Origin of the sequence: Actibacterium naphthalenivorans (genome assembly GCF_014196965.1) — a bacterium.
GTDB classification, from domain to species: domain Bacteria; phylum Pseudomonadota; class Alphaproteobacteria; order Rhodobacterales; family Rhodobacteraceae; genus Actibacterium_A; species Actibacterium_A naphthalenivorans.
Genome location: NZ_JACIEQ010000002.1, coordinates 172242 through 188740, shown reverse-complemented (window position 1 = coordinate 188740; position 16499 = coordinate 172242). Strand labels below are relative to the sequence as shown.

At 66.3% G+C, this 16499-nt stretch carries 20 protein-coding genes; 6 read left to right on the top strand and 14 right to left on the bottom strand.

Annotation, left to right across the window (positions count from 1 at the left end; all coding sequences use genetic code 11):
• Positions 1-12 precede the first annotated feature (12 nt).
• The 6 genes from GGR17_RS09300 to GGR17_RS09275 all read left to right on the top strand — a co-directional run bounded on the left by GGR17_RS09300 (position 13) and on the right by GGR17_RS09275 (position 5677).
• Positions 13-942, top strand: a complete 930-nt coding sequence (locus GGR17_RS09300; protein WP_054538752.1) for a class I fructose-bisphosphate aldolase — start codon at positions 13-15, stop codon at positions 940-942.
• 228 nt (positions 943-1170) lie between these two features.
• Entirely contained in the window at positions 1171-1473 is a 303-nt protein-coding gene (locus GGR17_RS09295; protein WP_037205347.1) for an FtsB family cell division protein, read from the top strand.
• Positions 1474-1579: 106 nt separating this feature from the next.
• Positions 1580-2575, top strand: a complete 996-nt coding sequence (gene pdhA, locus GGR17_RS09290) for a pyruvate dehydrogenase (acetyl-transferring) E1 component subunit alpha (RefSeq protein ID WP_054538751.1) — start codon at positions 1580-1582, stop codon at positions 2573-2575.
• A 15-nt stretch (positions 2576-2590) separates the two neighbouring features.
• The gene (locus GGR17_RS09285; protein WP_054538750.1) at positions 2591-3946 is read left to right on the top strand and encodes a pyruvate dehydrogenase complex E1 component subunit beta; all 1356 of its coding nucleotides are present in this window, start codon (positions 2591-2593) and stop codon (positions 3944-3946) included.
• Positions 3947-3958: 12 nt separating this feature from the next.
• Positions 3959-5248: a pyruvate dehydrogenase complex dihydrolipoamide acetyltransferase gene (locus GGR17_RS09280; RefSeq protein WP_054538749.1), complete on the top strand. Its 1290-nt coding sequence runs from the start codon at positions 3959-3961 to the stop codon at positions 5246-5248.
• Positions 5249-5341: 93 nt separating this feature from the next.
• Entirely contained in the window at positions 5342-5677 is a 336-nt protein-coding gene (locus GGR17_RS09275; protein ID WP_054538748.1) for a carboxymuconolactone decarboxylase family protein, read from the top strand.
• Between the two features lie 21 nt (positions 5678-5698).
• Here GGR17_RS09275 and cysE read toward each other — a convergent pair whose 3' ends face one another.
• The 14 genes from cysE to GGR17_RS09205 form a co-directional block, all read right to left on the bottom strand.
• Positions 5699-6514, bottom strand: a complete 816-nt coding sequence (cysE, locus tag GGR17_RS09270) for a serine O-acetyltransferase (protein ID WP_054538747.1) — start codon at positions 6512-6514, stop codon at positions 5699-5701.
• Positions 6515-6597: 83 nt separating this feature from the next.
• On the bottom strand, positions 6598-6945 hold the full coding sequence (locus GGR17_RS09265; RefSeq protein ID WP_235974470.1) for a DUF7742 family protein: 348 nt from the start codon (positions 6943-6945) through the stop codon (positions 6598-6600).
• A complete protein-coding gene (locus GGR17_RS09260; protein WP_054538745.1) occupies positions 6921-7628 on the bottom strand; it encodes a DUF2793 domain-containing protein in 708 nt (235 codons plus the stop codon). The genes GGR17_RS09265 and GGR17_RS09260 overlap by 25 nt, the downstream gene beginning before the upstream one ends.
• Complete coding sequence (locus tag GGR17_RS09255; protein ID WP_054538744.1) at positions 7621-11535, bottom strand: baseplate multidomain protein megatron; 3915 nt, start codon at positions 11533-11535, stop codon at positions 7621-7623. The genes GGR17_RS09260 and GGR17_RS09255 overlap by 8 nt, the downstream gene beginning before the upstream one ends.
• Positions 11535-11981, bottom strand: a complete 447-nt coding sequence (locus tag GGR17_RS09250) for an NlpC/P60 family protein (RefSeq protein ID WP_054538743.1) — start codon at positions 11979-11981, stop codon at positions 11535-11537. The genes GGR17_RS09255 and GGR17_RS09250 overlap by 1 nt, the downstream gene beginning before the upstream one ends.
• The gene (locus tag GGR17_RS09245; RefSeq protein WP_054538742.1) at positions 11978-12865 is read right to left on the bottom strand and encodes a DUF2163 domain-containing protein; all 888 of its coding nucleotides are present in this window, start codon (positions 12863-12865) and stop codon (positions 11978-11980) included. Before GGR17_RS09245 ends, GGR17_RS09250 begins: the two co-directional genes overlap by 4 nt.
• Positions 12865-13497: a DUF2460 domain-containing protein gene (locus GGR17_RS09240; protein WP_054538741.1), complete on the bottom strand. Its 633-nt coding sequence runs from the start codon at positions 13495-13497 to the stop codon at positions 12865-12867. The genes GGR17_RS09245 and GGR17_RS09240 overlap by 1 nt, the downstream gene beginning before the upstream one ends.
• A 9-nt stretch (positions 13498-13506) precedes the next feature.
• On the bottom strand, positions 13507-14169 hold the full coding sequence (locus tag GGR17_RS09235) for a phage tail tape measure protein (RefSeq protein ID WP_037205320.1): 663 nt from the start codon (positions 14167-14169) through the stop codon (positions 13507-13509).
• A gap of 3 nt (positions 14170-14172) precedes the next feature.
• Entirely contained in the window at positions 14173-14367 is a 195-nt protein-coding gene (locus GGR17_RS09230; protein WP_037205317.1) for a rcc01693 family protein, read from the bottom strand.
• Positions 14354-14686: a GTA-gp10 family protein gene (locus GGR17_RS09225; RefSeq protein WP_037205315.1), complete on the bottom strand. Its 333-nt coding sequence runs from the start codon at positions 14684-14686 to the stop codon at positions 14354-14356. Before GGR17_RS09225 ends, GGR17_RS09230 begins: the two co-directional genes overlap by 14 nt.
• A complete protein-coding gene (locus tag GGR17_RS09220; protein ID WP_037205485.1) occupies positions 14686-15099 on the bottom strand; it encodes a phage major tail protein, TP901-1 family in 414 nt (137 codons plus the stop codon). The genes GGR17_RS09225 and GGR17_RS09220 overlap by 1 nt, the downstream gene beginning before the upstream one ends.
• 21 nt (positions 15100-15120) lie before the next feature.
• Entirely contained in the window at positions 15121-15531 is a 411-nt protein-coding gene (locus GGR17_RS09215; RefSeq protein ID WP_037205312.1) for a DUF3168 domain-containing protein, read from the bottom strand.
• The gene (locus tag GGR17_RS09210) at positions 15528-15869 is read right to left on the bottom strand and encodes a head-tail adaptor protein (protein ID WP_037205310.1); all 342 of its coding nucleotides are present in this window, start codon (positions 15867-15869) and stop codon (positions 15528-15530) included. The genes GGR17_RS09215 and GGR17_RS09210 overlap by 4 nt, the downstream gene beginning before the upstream one ends.
• Positions 15866-16465 (bottom strand): head-tail connector protein, encoded by a 600-nt coding sequence (locus GGR17_RS09205; RefSeq protein ID WP_054538740.1) that lies wholly within the window; start codon positions 16463-16465, stop codon positions 15866-15868. The genes GGR17_RS09210 and GGR17_RS09205 overlap by 4 nt, the downstream gene beginning before the upstream one ends.
• Positions 16466-16499: the final 34 nt, after the last annotated feature.

The window sequence follows — 16499 nt, the reverse complement described above, 5'->3', positions numbered from 1 at the left end:
AGGAAAGTTGTTATGAAGGCGACGCGTACTGTCCAGAAGATCCTGTCGAATTACGAGGGCGAAACCCCCGGCGTGAAGGCCAACCTGTGCCGCATGCTGATGCAGGGCAAGCTGGGCGGCACCGGCAAGATGATCATCCTGCCGGTCGATCAGGGGTTCGAGCATGGCCCCGCGCGCAGCTTCGCGCCCAACCCCGAAGGCTATGACCCGCATTATCACTATCAGCTGGCGCTGGACGCCGGGCTGAACGCCTATGCCGCGCCGCTGGGCCCGCTGGAGGCCGGCGCCGACACGTTCGCCGGGCAGATCCCGACCATCCTCAAGGTCAACTCGGCCAATTCGCTGATGTCGGGCACCGCGGGAAAGAACCAGGCGGTGACCGCCTCTGTCGATGACGCGCTGCGCATCGGCGCCTCTGCCATCGGCTTTACCATCTACCCCGGCTCGGACATGGCCGTGGACATGATGGAAGAGATCACCGAGATGCGCAAAGAGGCGCAATCCAAGGGGATCGCCACGGTGATCTGGTCTTATCCGCGCGGCGAAGGCGTGACCAAGGACGGCGAGACCGCGATCGACGTGGCCGCCTATGCCGGCCACATGGCCGCGCTGCTGGGCGCCCATATCATCAAGATCAAGCTGTCGACCGATCATCTGATGCTGCCCGAGGCCAAGAAGGTCTATGACGAACAGGGCATCGACATCTCGACCCAGGCCGCGCGGGTGGCCCATTGCGTGCAGGCGGCCTTCAACGGCAAGCGCATCATCGTCTTCTCGGGCGGGGCCAAGAAGGGTGCCGACAGCGTATATGACGACGCGCGCGCCATCCGTGACGGCGGCGGCAACGGCTCGATCATCGGGCGCAACAGCTTTCAGCGCTCGCGCGAGGATGCGCTGGACATGCTGGGCAAGCTGGTGGACATCTACAAAGGCAAGGGCTGAGGCCCGGCCCGCAGGGAAGCGCCCGCGCCGATGCGCGGGCGCTGCCTCCGGCGGGGATATTTTTCGAAAGATGAAGGGGATGGGCGGCGCAGGCGGGACCTGCGGCGCGCGCGTTGTTTCGGGTGGTGATATTTCGGTGCATTCGGCGCCGAAAGGGATTCACAAGCGGAATCACATGTGCCATCATACCGCCATCCGCCCGCGAAGAGGCGGCCAAGAGGCAGTGTCATGAGTGGTTCCCGCAAACGTCCGGCATTGGGTGTTGTCGTCTATTTCGCGATCGCATTCTCGCTGGCGACCTATTTCACCTTTGCCGCCGTACAGGGCGACTATGGCCTGTTCCGCCGCATTCAGGTGGCCGCCGAGGCCGATGTGTTGAACCGGGAGCGCGCCGAACTGGAGCGCCAGCTTGCCGAGATGCAGAACAAGACCCGCCGTCTGTCGGATGATTATCTTGATCCCGATCTTCTGGACGAACAGGCGCGCAGCGTTCTGGGCCTGATCCGCGCCGACGAAATCGTCATTCGCTAGGCCTGCCGCAAGGGTGCGGCGCAATTGGTTCTCGAAATCCGCCCGGCAGTTTGATATAAATGGTTTAGCATTAAACTATCTTCAGATTTCGGGGGGAGCCCACCGCATGGCCACACGAAAAACCGTACGAAAACCAAACACTTCCAAGGAAGAGCTGCTTGGGTTTTACCGCGAGATGCTGCTAATCCGGCGATTCGAGGAGAAAGCCGGACAACTGTATGGCATGGGGCTGATCGGCGGGTTCTGCCATCTCTACATCGGGCAGGAAGCGGTTGTCGTCGGGCTGGAAGCCGCCGCCGAGGACGGCGACAAGCGCGTCACCTCTTATCGCGATCACGGCCATATGCTGGCCTGCGGCATGGATCCCAAGGGGGTGATGGCCGAACTGACCGGGCGCGAGGGCGGCTATTCCCGCGGCAAGGGCGGCTCGATGCACATGTTTTCCAAGGAAAAGCATTTCTATGGCGGCCACGGCATTGTCGGCGCGCAGGTGCCGATCGGCGCCGGGCTGGCCTTTGCCGACAAGTATCTGGGCAATGACCGGGTGACCTTTGCCTATTTCGGGGATGGCGCCGCGAACCAGGGACAGGTCTATGAGACCTACAACATGGCCGAGCTTTGGGATCTGCCGGTGATCTTCGTGATCGAAAACAACCAGTATGCTATGGGCACCTCGGTGCAGCGCTCGACCAAATCGCCCAGCCTGTGGGAACGTGGCGCGGCCTATGGCATCCCCGGCGAAGAGGTTGACGGGATGGATGTACAGGCGGTGAAGGCGGCCGGTGAAAAGGCCGTCGCGCATTGCCGCGCGGGCAAGGGCCCGTACATCCTGGAGGTCAAGACCTATCGCTATCGCGGCCACTCCATGTCGGATCCGGCGAAGTATCGCACGCGCGAAGAGGTGCAGAAGATGCGCGAGGAGCGTGACGCGATCGAGCATGTGCGCGAATTGCTGCTGACCGGAAAGCACGCCACCGAGGATGAGCTGAAGGCGATCGACAAGGACACCAAGGCGATCGTCAACGATGCTGCCGAGTTCGCCAAGGAAAGCCCCGAGCCGGCGCTCGATGAGCTTTACACCGACATCTACGCAGACGCCTGAGGGGGAGACCAAGAGATGGCAACCGAAATACTGATGCCCGCGCTATCCCCCACCATGGAGGAAGGCACGCTTGCGAAATGGCTGGTCAAGGAGGGCGACACCGTTGCCTCGGGCGATATCCTGGCCGAGATCGAGACCGACAAGGCGACGATGGAGTTCGAGGCTGTCGATGAAGGCATCGTCGGCAAGATCCTGATCGCCGAGGGCAGCGAGGGGGTGAAGGTGAACACCCCCATCGCCGTGCTGGTCGAGGAAGGCGAGGATGCCGGTGCCGCCGTCAGCGCCGCCCCTGCCTCCGCCGCGCCAGCCGAAGAGACGCCTGCCGCGGTTCCAGCCCAGCCGAAAGCGCCCGAAGTGGTGGCCGAACCCGACGTGCCCGAAGGCACCGAGATGCGCTCGACCACCGTGCGCGAAGCCCTGCGCGATGCGATGGCCGAAGAGATGCGCCGCGATCCCACCGTCTATCTGATGGGCGAGGAAGTGGCGGAATATCAGGGCGCCTACAAGATCAGCCAGGGCCTGCTGGATGAGTTCGGCGCCAAGCGGGTGATCGACACGCCGATCACCGAGCATGGCTTTGCCGGCATCGCCGTGGGGGCGTCCTTTGGCGGCCTGCGCCCGATCGTGGAGTTCATGACCTTCAACTTCGCCATGCAGGCGATCGACCAGATCATCAACTCGGCGGCCAAGACGCTTTACATGTCGGGCGGGCAGATGGGGGCGCCGATGGTGTTTCGCGGCCCCAACGGCGCCGCCGCCCGCGTGGGGGCCCAGCACAGCCAGGATTACGCCGCATGGTATGCGCAGATCCCGGGCCTGAAAGTGGTCATGCCCTATTCGGCCGCCGATGCCAAAGGTCTGCTGAAAAGCGCAATCCGCGACCCCAACCCGGTGATCTTCCTGGAAAACGAAATCCTCTATGGCCGCAGCTTCGACGTGCCGGTGCTAGAGGATTTCACCGTCCCCTTCGGCAAGGCGAAGATCTGGCGCGAGGGCACGGATGTGACCATCGTCAGTTTCGGCATCGGAATGACATATGCGCTGGAAGCCGCTGAAAAGCTTGCCGAAGACGGGATCAGCGCCGAGGTGATCGACCTGCGCACCCTGCGCCCGCTGGATTATGACACGGTGATCCGCTCGGTGATGAAAACCAACCGTTGCGTGACGGTCGAGGAAGGCTTCCCGGTGGGCTCGATCGGCAACCACCTGTCGGCCTATATCATGACCAACGCGTTCGACTACCTGGATGCGCCGGTCCTGAATTGCGCGGGCAAGGATGTGCCCATGCCCTATGCCGCGAACCTTGAAAAACTGGCGCTTGTGACGACGAAGGATGTCATCGACGCCGTCAAAGCCGTGACCTACCGCTAAGGAGCCGACGCGATGCCCACAGAAATCCTGATGCCCGCGCTCTCCCCCACGATGGAGGAAGGCACGCTTGCGAAATGGCTGGTCAAGGAGGGAGACGTGGTGTCTTCCGGCGATCTGCTGGCCGAGATCGAAACCGACAAGGCGACGATGGAGTTCGAGGCTGTCGATGAAGGCATCGTCGGCAAGCTGCTCATCGCCGAAGGCAGCGAGGGGGTGAAGGTGAACACCCCCATCGCCGTTTTGCTGGAGGATGGCGAAAGCGCCGATGACATCGGCAACGCCCCTGCCCCTGCACCCGCGGCCAGGAAAGAAGCGGCGGCAGCACCGGTGGCACCAGCCGCAGCGCCCGCCCCGGCAGCCCCGGTGGCAGGTGGCGGCGCACGCGTTTTCGCGTCCCCCCTTGCGCGGCGCATCGCCGCCGACAAGGGGCTGGATCTGGCCCAGCTCACCGGGTCCGGCCCGCATGGGCGGATCATCAAGGCAGATGTCGAAGGCGCGACCGCAGCCCCCGAAGCCGCCGCGCCGGCGGCAGCGGCGCCCGTTCCCGCCGCCACCACGGCGATGCCCGCAGGCCCGGCCACGGAGACCGTCCTGAAAATGTATCAGGGCCGGGAGTTCGAGGAGATCAAGCTCGACGGGATGCGCAAGACCATCGCCGCGCGCCTGACCGAGGCCAAGCAGACCATCCCGCATTTCTACCTGCGCCGCGACATCCGGCTCGACGCCCTGCTGAAATTCCGCGGCCAGTTGAACAGGCAGCTCGAAACGCGCGGCGTGAAACTTTCGGTCAACGATTTCATCATCAAGGCCTGCGCGCTGGCGTTGCAGCAGGTGCCCGACGCCAACGCCGTCTGGGCCGGCGACCGTGTGCTGAAGCTGAAACCGTCGGACGTGGCCGTCGCCGTGGCGATCGAGGGTGGGCTTTTCACACCCGTCCTGCAGGACGCCGACAAGAAATCGCTCTCGGCCCTCTCGGCCGAGATGAAAGACCTTGCCGCCCGCGCCCGCGACCGCAAGCTCGCGCCGCATGAATACCTGGGCGGCAGCTTTGCCGTCTCGAACCTGGGCATGTTCGGCATCGACAATTTCGACGCCGTCATCAACCCGCCCCATGGCGGCATCCTGGCCGTCGGCGCGGGCGTGAAAAAGCCCGTGGTCGGCGCTGATGGCGAACTGGCCGTGGCGACGGTGATGTCCGTGACCCTCTCTGTCGATCACCGGGTCATCGACGGCGCGCTCGGGGCCGAGCTTCTCAAGGCGATCGTGGAAAACCTGGAAAACCCGATCGCCATGCTGGCCTGATCAGCCCTCTTTCGCGCCCGTCGATGACCTGCCTCAAGGCAGGCGCCGGCGGGCGCGCTATTCTTGCGCCATAATCAACCCCGGAGGGACGTTATGGACTGGAAGAACGAGCTGGACGAAGCCAATACCTACATGGATGATTTCCGTGCCGTGCAACCCGACACCGCCGACGGGTTCACCAAGCTCCACGGGGCGGCCCTCGCCGCAGGCAAGCTGACGACGAAAGAAAAAGAGCTGATCGCGCTTTCCATCGGCATCGCCAAGCAATGCGTTGATTGCATCGGCTTTCACGTCAAGGCAGCCGTCGCCGCCGGCGCCACGCGCGAAGACATCGCCGAAACCGTCGGCGTCTGCGTCATGATGGGCGGCGGTCCGTCCTACATGTATGGCGTCAAGGCGCTGCAGGCTTACGATCAGCTCTGCGCCTGAACCGGCATCGGCGGGGCGCCGTCAGGCGTCCCCACCTCCCGGAAGCAGTTGATCCATCGTCACAGACGGCTGGGCGCACCCGGCCTTGCCCACGATCTTCGCCGGCACGCCGGCCACGGTCGTCGCCTCCGGCACGTCGTGCAGCACCACGGAACCGGCCGCGATGCGCGAACAGCTGCCAACCCTGATATTGCCCAGCACCTTTGCCCCGGCCCCGATCAGAACACCGTCGCCGATCTTGGGGTGGCGGTCTTCCTCTTCCTTGCCGGTCCCGCCCAGCGTTACTGAATGCAGCATCGATACGTTGTCGCCCACCACCGCTGTCTCGCCGATGACCACCGAATGGGCATGGTCGATCATGATCCCGCGCCCGATCCGCGCCGCAGGGTGAATATCCACGCCAAATGATTCAGACACGCGCATCTGGATGAAATAGGCCAGATCATGCCGGCCCTCCTTCCACAGCCAATGCCCCACGCGATAGGCCTGCACCGCCTGGAACCCCTTGAAATACAACAAGGGCTGCAAATAGCGATGGCAGGCCGCGTCACGCTCGAACACCGCCACCACATCGGCCCGCGCGGCATCCGCAAGCGACGGGTCAGAGGCATAGGCCTCATCCGCGATCTCGCGCAGCATCTGGTCCGACATCTCGCCCGACGACAGCTTCAGCGAAAGCCGGTAGGCCAGCGCCGCCTTCAGTGATTTGTGGTGCAGGATGCTGGAATGCACCAGCCCGCCCAGAAGCGGCTCATCCCTGATGGCGGCCTCCGCCTCCTGGCACAGACGGTTCCAGACCGGATCTACGGTGGTAATTCTCGCGCGCGTTTCGGCCATGGCCTTCCCTCTCGTTTCAGGCGAAGCCTACAACAGATAGGGGGGCGGGGACAATTTCAACATTCCCTTGCGCGGAATTGTGATCAGCGCCGGGCGCGGACGCGCAACGCCGCACGCCCCCGGTTCTCCGCCCGCCATGCGGCCAGCGTCTCAAACACCAGCGCCAGACAGCGGCAATACTCCGCGTCATCCAGAAACGGTTCCGCCCCCCGCACACGCGGCAGCGCCACCGCCATCAGTGAGCCATTGCCCCACGCCCGATGCGCCCGGCCGAACCGTTTGCGATAGGCATCCGCCGCGGCCGCCCTGGCCAGCATCCCGCGCAGGGCGGCGGCGCGGGCGCAATCAGGCAGCGGCAACAGCGCCCGCGCGGCCGCAACCACATCACCATGCAGCACCGGCCGCATCAGCTCGGCAGGGTCAGCTCGCAATAATGCACCGCCAGCCGCACGGTGCCCCCCGCGAAATCGCCACCCTCCGCCGTCAGTTCCAGCGGCTGCGGCGCATAGCCGGTCAGCGGCGCGCCCAGAACTCCCTGAGCGTAGGACCCCTGTCCCAACCCCAGGCCGCTGCCAAACCGGTTGTCCGCCCCGCCCGCGCCCAGCCGCCAGCTTGCGAGCGTGCCGGTGATGTCCGACACCACACGCGCCGTCACCCCGAACACCATGGCATGCGACGGGATCAGCTCCACCGTCGTATTGCTGACGCCCGCCGAAATCACGTGATCGAACTCCAGCACATGAAACCGCATCGCCGCTCCGCTGGCCGAGATCGCGGCGACGCCGCCAACCCAAGCCGCCCCGTCGAACACAAGCTCCGCACCACCGACGATGTCCCAGCCGCGCCACCCCGCCCGCGGCATCGCAAACACCCAGCCACCGCCGGCAAAAATCGCAACCTCGCCATCGTGCCCCGCCCATTCGTTCACCGCATTGGCGGCAACGGCGTGGCAATCCCCCTCGGCCGCCGTCACGGGCGGCACCGTCTGGTCAAGGCTCTGCAACCGAAGCTGCACCAGACCGTCCAGCCGCATCAGCGCCTCGTTCACCGTCACATGTTTCTGCGCCTGGGCCGCCTGAACCAGCGGCAGCTGCATCTGCGTCGTCTCATCCATTGATTATGATCCTCTTGAAAAGCCCTGCGCCGAAACGTTCGGAAACCTGCGCCACATCGATGAAATAGGGCGCGGCCACACCGTCGCCCGCCTGCTGCGCCGCGCCATAGCTCCAGTTCGGGGCGGCAACCGCCACTTCCCGCAAAACAGCCTCGCCGCTGTCGCGCACCCGGATCAGATATTGCTCCTGCGCCTCGCCCAGCGGCACATCGGGCGAAATCCAGCTGTCACCGTCGATCCTCGTGCGGCGTATCCACGACAGGTCCAGGTCTCCGGCACCGGTCCGCCTGGCCCGAAGGTGGCATGGCGCATAGGGCCGCAGCCCGACCCCGTCGAACGCCTCGACCGCGTGGCTGTAGGATGGATCGTCATGGGCCCGCCCCGCCGGCCCGATCCGGTAGTGCCGCGCCAGAGCGCGCGCGTTCTGGGCAAGGTCGATCTGCTGCGGCGCGCCGTTCAGCGCCACAAACAGGCTGCCCACGGGCCACACATCGGGCATCAGCCCGTCGCTGCCCGCCTGCCCGCGCAGCCGCATCCGCAACTCATAGGTATCGGGCCCGACAAGCAGGGCCTCGGCAAACTGGAACACCTCCCAGTTCCCCGATGATCCGTCGCCGATCGCCGCCGCATTCGCCCCGTTCAGAACCTCCGCCGGGGTCGCCGATGCCAAGCTGCCGCCATAAACCCGAACCCGAAGCGCCGGGCCTCTGTCCCATCGCGCAGGCTCGGCCGCGTAGAGCGCCGTCTCGGTCGCGCCGATCACCGACGGCTGGCTGACGCTGATATTCAGCACATAGCCGTCATCCTGCGCCGCCCCGTACACGGCCACGGAGCCCGGCCACGGCGTCGCCGTCACTGCGAGGTGCGGCGCATGCGCCACCTCGTCTCCGGTCAGCAGCGGCAGGTCCAGAAACTGCGGAAACACCGGCACCGGCGCCACGAATGGCGTCAGGCTCACCCGCTCTTCCGCCGCGTCGGATGGCGTGTACACATCCGGCTCCACCCGAACCGCCTCGATCACCCGCGCCTCTGCCATCTCCAGCCGGTCGATCCGGTACAGCGCCTCCCCGGCCCCGGTCTCGATCCCGATCACATCGCCCGCGCCCAGAGGCAACCGCGAGGGCGGCAGCGCAAACCGCGCCCTGTCGCGCGCTACGCGTGATTCCGCCAGCCACCGCTCGGTGATCACCCGCCCCTCGGCCTGGGTCAGGACCAGCGGCAAGCCCGAAACCGAAACGCCCATGCTGGCATCATCGGGGAAAATCGCCTCGGCCGAGCGGGTCTCATAGTCCGCATCCGCCTCCACGAAGGTCAGCCGCACACGCCCGGCAGTCTCGGCCTCGGGCGCGCGGATGGCCTCGAAATCGCCGCCGCGCCCATCGGACACGGCCAGCGTTTCCCGCGCGATGCCGGCCTGAACGCGCCCGGTCCGATTGCGGAAGGTCAGCGTGCCCTCGCGCTCCACCGCGTCAAAGCCATAGGCCAGCATCAGCGGCTGCAACTCCGCCCGCGCCCCGTTGATCTCGTCCAGCGAATACCCGCGCACCACGCCATAAAGCCCGGAGGTATCCACCGCCCCCACGCCCGAGCGCCCGCAAATCTCGCGCACCACCGCCGCCAGCGCCTGAGACGACGCCCGCCCGTTCAGCCAATGCCCCCGCGCATAATTCCCGCCATCGCTCCAAAGGGCTCTGTTGCCCGGAAACTGCGGAAACGGTCGCGCATCCCAGGCCCAGACATGGGCATACGACATGTCGATCATCGGCCCGCCGTAGATCTCCGAAACCGGGTTGCGCGCGGCATCGCCCCAATAGTCGCCGACCGCCCGCAGATACTGCTGCTGGATCATCTCGTCCCGAACCCCGGTGGAATAGTTCGGCAAGCCCGATTCCGAGGATTTCGGATCGACGAACCGGTTCGGCTGATTGGTACCCTTGTCGACCGCCGCGCAACCATATTCGGTGAACCACACCGGCTTGGATTGCGGCACCCAGGCCGTCGGCGTGGCCTGCCGCACCCCGCCGATCCTGTCGTGATGCGGGTTCAGCCACCAGTTGCGAATGTCCTTGAACCGGAACACCCAGTCTTCGCCATGTGCCCCGTCGGTGATCGGGCTGCGGTTCTGCACCGCCGCCGCCTGATCCGAGGCATAGTGCCAGCTATACCCCTCGCCCCCCTCGATATTCGACTGAAGATACTCCAGCGCATAGATCGAGCCCCAATGCGCATCGGCATGGTCCACGCCGTCACGCCAGTCGGAAAGCGGCATGTAATTGTCGATGCCAATGACATCGATCTCCGGCGCGGCCCAAAGCGGATCGAGGTGGAAATACACATCGCCCGATCCGTCCTGCGGATGATAACCGAAATATTCCGACCAGTCGGCGGCATAGGTGATCTTCACATTCGGCCCAAGGATCGCGCGCACATCGGCGGTCAGCGCCACAAGCGCCTCCACGGCGGGAAACGAGCCGTTCGCACCGCGGATCTGGGTCAGCCCGCGCATCTCTGAGCCGATGCAAAAGGCCGAAACACCCCCGGCCGCCGCGCAGAGATGCGCATAATGCAAAATGAATCTGCGATAAGACCATTCGGCCGGCCCGCCATAGGCCACGGTGGTGCCGGGCAGCGCCGTGAAATCGCCCGGTACCGCCGTTCCGAAAAACGCCGCGACCTCCGCTTCGGCCGCCGCGCTTTGATCGGGCGTTCCCGCCACGCCGGGCGCAAGCGATGTGGTGATCCGCCCACGCCAGGGCAGTACGGGCTGACCCTGCGCACCGGTCCAGGGGTCGGTCAGGCTGTTCCCGGTCAGCTGATCCATCAGGATGAAGGGGTAAAACACCACATCCTTGCCCGCTGCCTTCAGCGCCGCGATCGCCTCGTATACCGATTGGTCCGTCGGCGTGCCGCCGTAAACCGCGCGCCCGTCCTGTTGCGGCACCGCCTGCGCCTGTGCGCGCAGGGTCGAAGACACCTGCCACGGCATATTCGCACCCTCCGTCTGGGTCTGCTCCACCTTCGGGCGCAGAGTGCACGCACCGCAGCGCAGATCGTCGCCGAACCAGCTCACCACCAGCATCGTGGAGCCGCAGCCAGGCAGTTCTTCGGTCAACATCTCCAGCGAAGTGGAAAAATCGGCCTTGCCCGACGGGCTGTTCACATTGGCCGAACCGCCGGCCCCAAGCCCGCCGCCGTAATGCACCGGTGTGGTCGCCAGCGCATATTCGCCCGTACCGGGGATCAGCGCGACGCCGGAAACCAGCTGTGCCAGATTCTTCGCGGCCGGATCGTCACTGTCGACCGGGCGCACCACTTCGAACGAAAACTGTGGCACCCGGTTGCCATAGGGCTGCAGCGCGAGATCCTCGAACACCACATAGGCCAGCCCGCGATAGGCCGGCACCGCGCCGGCCCCCTCCACCGCTTCCATCTTCGGATCGGCAAGCTGGCTCTCGCTGCCGGTGTAAACGCGCATGTTCACATCGTCGCGGGCAATCTCCACCCCATCCGCCCAGATCCGACCCAGGCGCGAGATTTCGCCCTCACAGATCGCGATGGCCAGGCTGACCGAATAGGAAAACTCGGTCACCTCGGGCGCGCCCTTGCTGCCGCCGGACGTCGCCGTGCGCTCGCGGAACCGCGACGACCAGATCACCTGCCCCGACAGACGGTTGCGCCCGAAGCTGCGCTTGACGGGCGCGCCCTCGCTGGCGCCGGTGATGCGAAACCGGTCAACCTTGCCGGCCTCCACCACCGCCGAACCGCTGCCCAGAAGCTTCTGGTCGATGACATTGCCCAGCGTCGCGCCGACGGCCCGCCCGATCACGACCCCCGACAGGCCAAGGACCGAGCCACCGATTGCAGATCCGACGGCCGCACCGGCCGCCGACAGAATGATCGTCGCCATCAGGTTCTCCTGCCTGGAAATTCAAAACGCGCCACGATACGGCGGGTCCAGGGGCCCGACTGCGGGCTTTCGACAACCCCGTGCCCGCTGTATGCATGAACAAAGCTCGCATCCGCGCCAACGCCCGCCTGCAGTGCCACATGTTTGGCCACCGCACGCGCGCGCATTCGAAACAAGATCACATCACCCGGCGCCGCCTGTTCAAGCGGCTTGCCCGGCATGTGCCGCGCCAACGCACGCCACAGCCGTTCGTCGGCCCCGGCCTCGCCCCAGTCGGGCGTATAGGCGGGTATCAACTCGGGTTCGTGCCCGTACAGCGCCCGCCAGACACCGCGCAGCAGGCCCAGGCAATCCGCCCCGGCCCCGCGCACCGATGCCTGATGCCGATACGGCGTGCCGACCCAGCGCCGCGCCTCGGCGGCGGCCTCTCCACCGATCCCGCTCATCCCGACAGGCTCCCGCCATCGTTCAGCCGCCCGCGCACCGGATAACTCAGCACCCAGTCCTCTCCCGGAATATGCGGAAAGCCGCGGAAGTTTATGAAATTGCTGAATTTCACCTTGCAGGTCTCCGCCCGTCGATCGCACCCCGCCTCCAGCCGCAACGTGTCACCCGGCGCCACGGCGGCGCGCAGACCCTCCCACAGCTCGACGGTACGGGTGCCATTCTCATACCGGTCGTTCTTGATCACACCGATCAGCCCCGCCGCCGCGCCATCCAGCACCTTCAACCGTCCGGCCTCGAACCAGCGCGGCTCGAAGCCGTTGACCGCCGCGAACCGGAACACCCGCGCCTCGGCAACCTCCTCCACCGGCAGCTCAACCGAATAGCCCGGCTGGCCCAGATCGAAGCGGCACCGCGCATCGCCCAGAACGGCGGAACAGGGCCTTTGGTACATCTGCCCCTGCGGCTGGTTCAAAAGCTCGGTCAACCCGCGCAGCTCGGCCTGAAAGGCACCGCCCTTGCGGGTGATCTCTCCCAGCGCGCCGGAAAACAGCATCACGCGGTCGGCCGGCGCCGCCCAATTCACCAGCCACGCGCGGATCGACGCGCCATCAAACCGCCCGGCCAGAATATCGGCCTCGGTCACGGCGGCGGCGGTCAGCGCGCCCACCGCCTCGGAATTGTCGACCGACAGGCCCGTCGTCTGGCTCAGTGCCCGCGCGGTCATGCCGGTCTGGGCGTGGAAATCGACCCCGTCGAAACTCAGCCCGGCGTCATGATCGGTAAACCCCATCACCACCCCGTCGGCGCGCGTGATCGCCCAACAGCGGCACAGGGTCGTGGCGCCGCTGTCCAGATGCGCCTGCATGGCGTCCGACACCGGCATCAGACCCGCACCTCTACAATCGGAACGCGAGGCACATCGCCCGCGCGAAAACTGGCCACCGAAGTCTGGATGATATCGGTGTCAAACCGCACAGGCACATCGAATTCAAACCCCGCCGTGACCTCCGCCCCGATATCCGGCGCATCGGTCAGGGTCACAAGACCCGTCGCCGTGTCCACCTCGAAATGCACACTTTCCACCAGCGGGTCGCCGTCGACGCCGACGCGCACCGTGCCCCGCACCGGCTTGGTGATCGGGCGGGTATAGGTCGCCTGCCCCGAGGCATAGGTCTTGGTCAGCTGAAACACCCTGGTGGCGCCATCACCATGGGCAATCAACTGATCGTCAAACGCGGCCTCCGACAGCGGCAAGCAGGATTTGAAATCCGACCAGTCCTTCCAGCGAAAGCCGAAAAGCTGCCCCCGCCGCGCCTCGAAAAACGCGATCAACACCTCTACATCATCCAAAGAGCGCATGCCCACCCCCGCGTCATAGCGCCGGCGCGCATGCTCCCATGGTGTGTTGCGCTCTTCGAACCCGTTGGCCAGCGTCACGATTTCGGTGCGCCGCTCGGGCCCGCCGACCGAGCCGAAGCTCAGATTGGCGGGAAACCGTACCTCGTGGAAATTCATGTCCCCTCCTCAGCTGTTGCGCTGGCCGCGGCTCAGCGCGCGGCTCAACTCGGCCGCGATCTGGCTCTGGCTGCGCTGAAAGCCCTGCACATCCGGCGTGCTGATATTCATCGTGATGTTCACCGCCCGCCCGCCGCCATCGGCACGCACGCCCAGCCGGCCGTCGGCGCCGCGCGTCAGCGGCATGATCGCCTCCGGCCCCGCCTCGCCCATCAGGCCGGTGCCACCGCGCATCGGAAAGGTCGTGGGCCCCGATACCACGCCGCCATTGGCAAAGGGCATCACCCGGCCCTGCGTGAATCCCGCGCCCCTGGCAAACGGCACCGCAGCGGCCACCAGCCCCTCGATCCCGCCCGCGATCAGCCCGCCCACATGGTTCTGCACCGGGGTCACCGCCGCCGAATAGGCCGTGTTCAGGATCGACCGGCTGACCTGGTTCAACGCATCCGACAGCTTGTCCCCGTCAAACACCAGCCCGTCGAAGGCCGAGCGCAGCCCCCGCCCGATCGACCGCGAGAGCGAGCCCACCTCGCGGTTGGTCAGCGTCACGCTTTCGCGCATCCGCACCAGTTCTGCATCGAAGGCCGCCGCGACCTCTCGGGCATTGCCCAGGCTTTCGCCAAGGCCCGACACCTGATCGTCGAACCCCTCGAGCCCATCCAGTTCCGCCATCGCTCAGACCTCTCTTTCACTATCGGGAAAGGCGCGCGCCAGCTCGTCCAGCCGCGCGCGCCCCATCGGGGCGGTGCCGCTGCCATGCCCCAGCATCAGCAACAGCTCGGCAGGCGTCAGCGCCCAGAACTCCGAAGGCCGCAACCGCAGCCCCGTCAGCCCCGCGCGCATCAGCCCCGGCCAGTCAAACCGCGCCATCGCCGGCCCCCGGCACGGTAAAGGCGCGCGCCAGCAGCAGCGCCGCCACCCGCGCCGCCTCGACAGGGCCGCCACCGACCTCCGCCCCAGCCAGATCCTCCGCCGTTCCGGACCAGCCGCCGCCGCGCAACCCCGCCAGCAACAGCGCCAGCACATCGCGGGTGGCGAACCGCCCGCCCTCGAACCGCTCGATCAGTGCCACCAGCGTCTCGGCCTCCAGCGCCGCCTCCAGTTCGGCCAGGGCCCCCAGCGTCAGTTTCAGCACATGGCGGCGGCCACCCAGCACCAGCGCCACCTCGCCCGCATAAGGGTTCGCCATCAAATCGCCGTGAAGCTCAGCGCGCCGGCCGAGGCCAGCGAAAGCTCGAACGTCGCCTCGCCGTTGTGGCTGCCGGCATATTCGATCGCGGTGATCTGGAATGCCCCTTCGACAATCCCGAAATCGGGGACCACCACCTGAAAATCGGGGGTCGTGCCGTCAAAGAAAATCTGTCGCGCACGTTCATCCGTCGCATCGTCCCGGAACACGCCGGACCCCGAAATCGCCGCCGATTTCACCCCCGCGCCGCCCAGCAGCTCGCGCCAGCCGCCCTGGCTTTCCAGGCTGGTCACATCCACCTGCTCGGCGTTGAAACTGATCCGCGTGGCGCGCAGCCCCGCGATGGTAGTGAAACTGCCACCGCCGGTCAGATCGAGCTTGATCAGAAGATCCTTGCCATTTTGGGCCGTCATCATGGTCACTCCGAAAAAAGGTTATTGGTCATCCACGCGGGCGCGGAAGGTCAGGTCGATGCGGCGCATGTCGCCATCCCCGGCCCGCCGGGCCCGCGCCCGATCGAACGTCAGGCTCACCAGCACGCCGCGCGACAGCGTCAGCGGCGCGTCGATCAGCGCATCCGACAGCGCCGCGGCCACCGCCTTGGCGCCGGCGAACCCGGCGACGCTGCTCACCACGCTGATGGTGAAAATATGAAGCGCACCCTTGCCGGTCTTGTCCGACCGGTCGCGCACGTCCTCCTGGCCGAGGCTGACATAGGTCACGGGCAGCGCACCCGGCGGCACCGCGTCATAGATCGCCCCGCCCACCAGCGCGCCAAGGGCCGTGTCGGCCAATAGATGCTGATACACCGCCGCCTGCAAAGCGGCCGAAACGCCATAGCTCACGCGCCCACCTCCTCTTCGGCGAAACAGATCAGGTACTGCGCGGCGGCGTCCCGCTCGGCCACCGCAAGAATTCGAAACAGCCGTGCGCCTTCGCGAAACCGCTGCTCCGGCCGCGGGCGCGACGCTGCCCCCTCGGGCGCGCCGCGCACCGTGATGCGATACGGCACGCGCGACAGCGTGGCGAACTCTCCCGCCCGCTCGCGCCCCGACCCGGGCCGGACCTCGGCCCAGAGCGTGCCAAGCGCCACCCAGCTTTCGGCAAAGCCCCCCGAGCCGTCGCCCACGCGCTGCGGCTCTTCCAGAACCAGCCGCCGGTTCAGTTGCGGCAGCCCCTTCATGCGGCGCCCCCGCCCAGTATCCGCACCGTGCGCCAACGCTCCAGCAGGGCCAGCACGCCGAACGGCATCCCGCCCTCGCCAAACGCCGCCTCCGAGCGATGCTCGTAGTAATGCGCGGCCAACAGCATCACCGCCTGCGCCAGATCCTCGGGCACCAGATCCCATGTCGCGCCGAACCCGGCGTCGAACAGCACCTCGACGCGCCCGCCCAGCGGGATCACCGGCAGGCACGCACCATCGGCGGCGATACGCGGCCGGTGCGTGTCCTTCTCCAGCCGATAGCTCGCCGGGTCCGCCACGATCATCGCATCCTGCCGGTCGAAAATGCCGACCTGCGAAATCACCGCCACCGGCGCCACCGGCAGCGCCTGCCGGCCGGTATCGCGCCAAGCGGTCAGCGTCCAGGCAAAGGCCCGTGACAACAGCACCTTTCCGGTGCGCCCCTCCACCGCCGCCATCGCAGCCCGCAGCAACGCCTCCAGCAACACATCGGCCGACCCGTCGTCGGCAAACCCGGTGCCCAGCCGCAAATGGTCCCTGAACTGGCTCACCGGCAGTGCCGCGGCGGGCACTGTGGTCTGCTCGATCAACATCATGTGGAAACCTCCAAATCGTCCCCCGGACATCAGG

Coding starts and splice junctions, on each gene's coding strand:
- GGR17_RS09235 (WP_037205320.1), bottom strand. CDS start 14,169: ATGGCGGAACTGGATGGGCTCGAGGGGTTCGACGATCAGGTGTCGGGC.
- cysE (WP_054538747.1), bottom strand. CDS start 6,514: ATGGCCGAAACGCGCGCGAGAATTACCACCGTAGATCCGGTCTGGAAC.
- GGR17_RS09275 (WP_054538748.1), top strand. CDS start 5,342: ATGGACTGGAAGAACGAGCTGGACGAAGCCAATACCTACATGGATGAT.
- GGR17_RS09210 (WP_037205310.1), bottom strand. CDS start 15,869: ATGAAGGGGCTGCCGCAACTGAACCGGCGGCTGGTTCTGGAAGAGCCG.
- GGR17_RS09245 (WP_054538742.1), bottom strand. CDS start 12,865: ATGCCGGTGTCGGACGCCATGCAGGCGCATCTGGACAGCGGCGCCACG.
- GGR17_RS09205 (WP_054538740.1), bottom strand. CDS start 16,465: ATGATGTTGATCGAGCAGACCACAGTGCCCGCCGCGGCACTGCCGGTG.
- GGR17_RS09220 (WP_037205485.1), bottom strand. CDS start 15,099: ATGACGGCCCAAAATGGCAAGGATCTTCTGATCAAGCTCGATCTGACC.
- GGR17_RS09260 (WP_054538745.1), bottom strand. CDS start 7,628: ATGGATGAGACGACGCAGATGCAGCTGCCGCTGGTTCAGGCGGCCCAG.
- GGR17_RS09230 (WP_037205317.1), bottom strand. CDS start 14,367: ATGGCGCGGTTTGACTGGCCGGGGCTGATGCGCGCGGGGCTGACGGGG.
- GGR17_RS09255 (WP_054538744.1), bottom strand. CDS start 11,535: ATGGCGACGATCATTCTGTCGGCGGCCGGTGCGGCCGTCGGATCTGCA.
- GGR17_RS09250 (WP_054538743.1), bottom strand. CDS start 11,981: ATGAGCGGGATCGGTGGAGAGGCCGCCGCCGAGGCGCGGCGCTGGGTC.
- pdhA (WP_054538751.1), top strand. CDS start 1,580: ATGGCCACACGAAAAACCGTACGAAAACCAAACACTTCCAAGGAAGAG.
- GGR17_RS09280 (WP_054538749.1), top strand. CDS start 3,959: ATGCCCACAGAAATCCTGATGCCCGCGCTCTCCCCCACGATGGAGGAA.
- GGR17_RS09300 (WP_054538752.1), top strand. CDS start 13: ATGAAGGCGACGCGTACTGTCCAGAAGATCCTGTCGAATTACGAGGGC.
- GGR17_RS09285 (WP_054538750.1), top strand. CDS start 2,591: ATGGCAACCGAAATACTGATGCCCGCGCTATCCCCCACCATGGAGGAA.
- GGR17_RS09240 (WP_054538741.1), bottom strand. CDS start 13,497: ATGAATTTCCACGAGGTACGGTTTCCCGCCAATCTGAGCTTCGGCTCG.
- GGR17_RS09225 (WP_037205315.1), bottom strand. CDS start 14,686: ATGGCGAACCCTTATGCGGGCGAGGTGGCGCTGGTGCTGGGTGGCCGC.
- GGR17_RS09295 (WP_037205347.1), top strand. CDS start 1,171: ATGAGTGGTTCCCGCAAACGTCCGGCATTGGGTGTTGTCGTCTATTTC.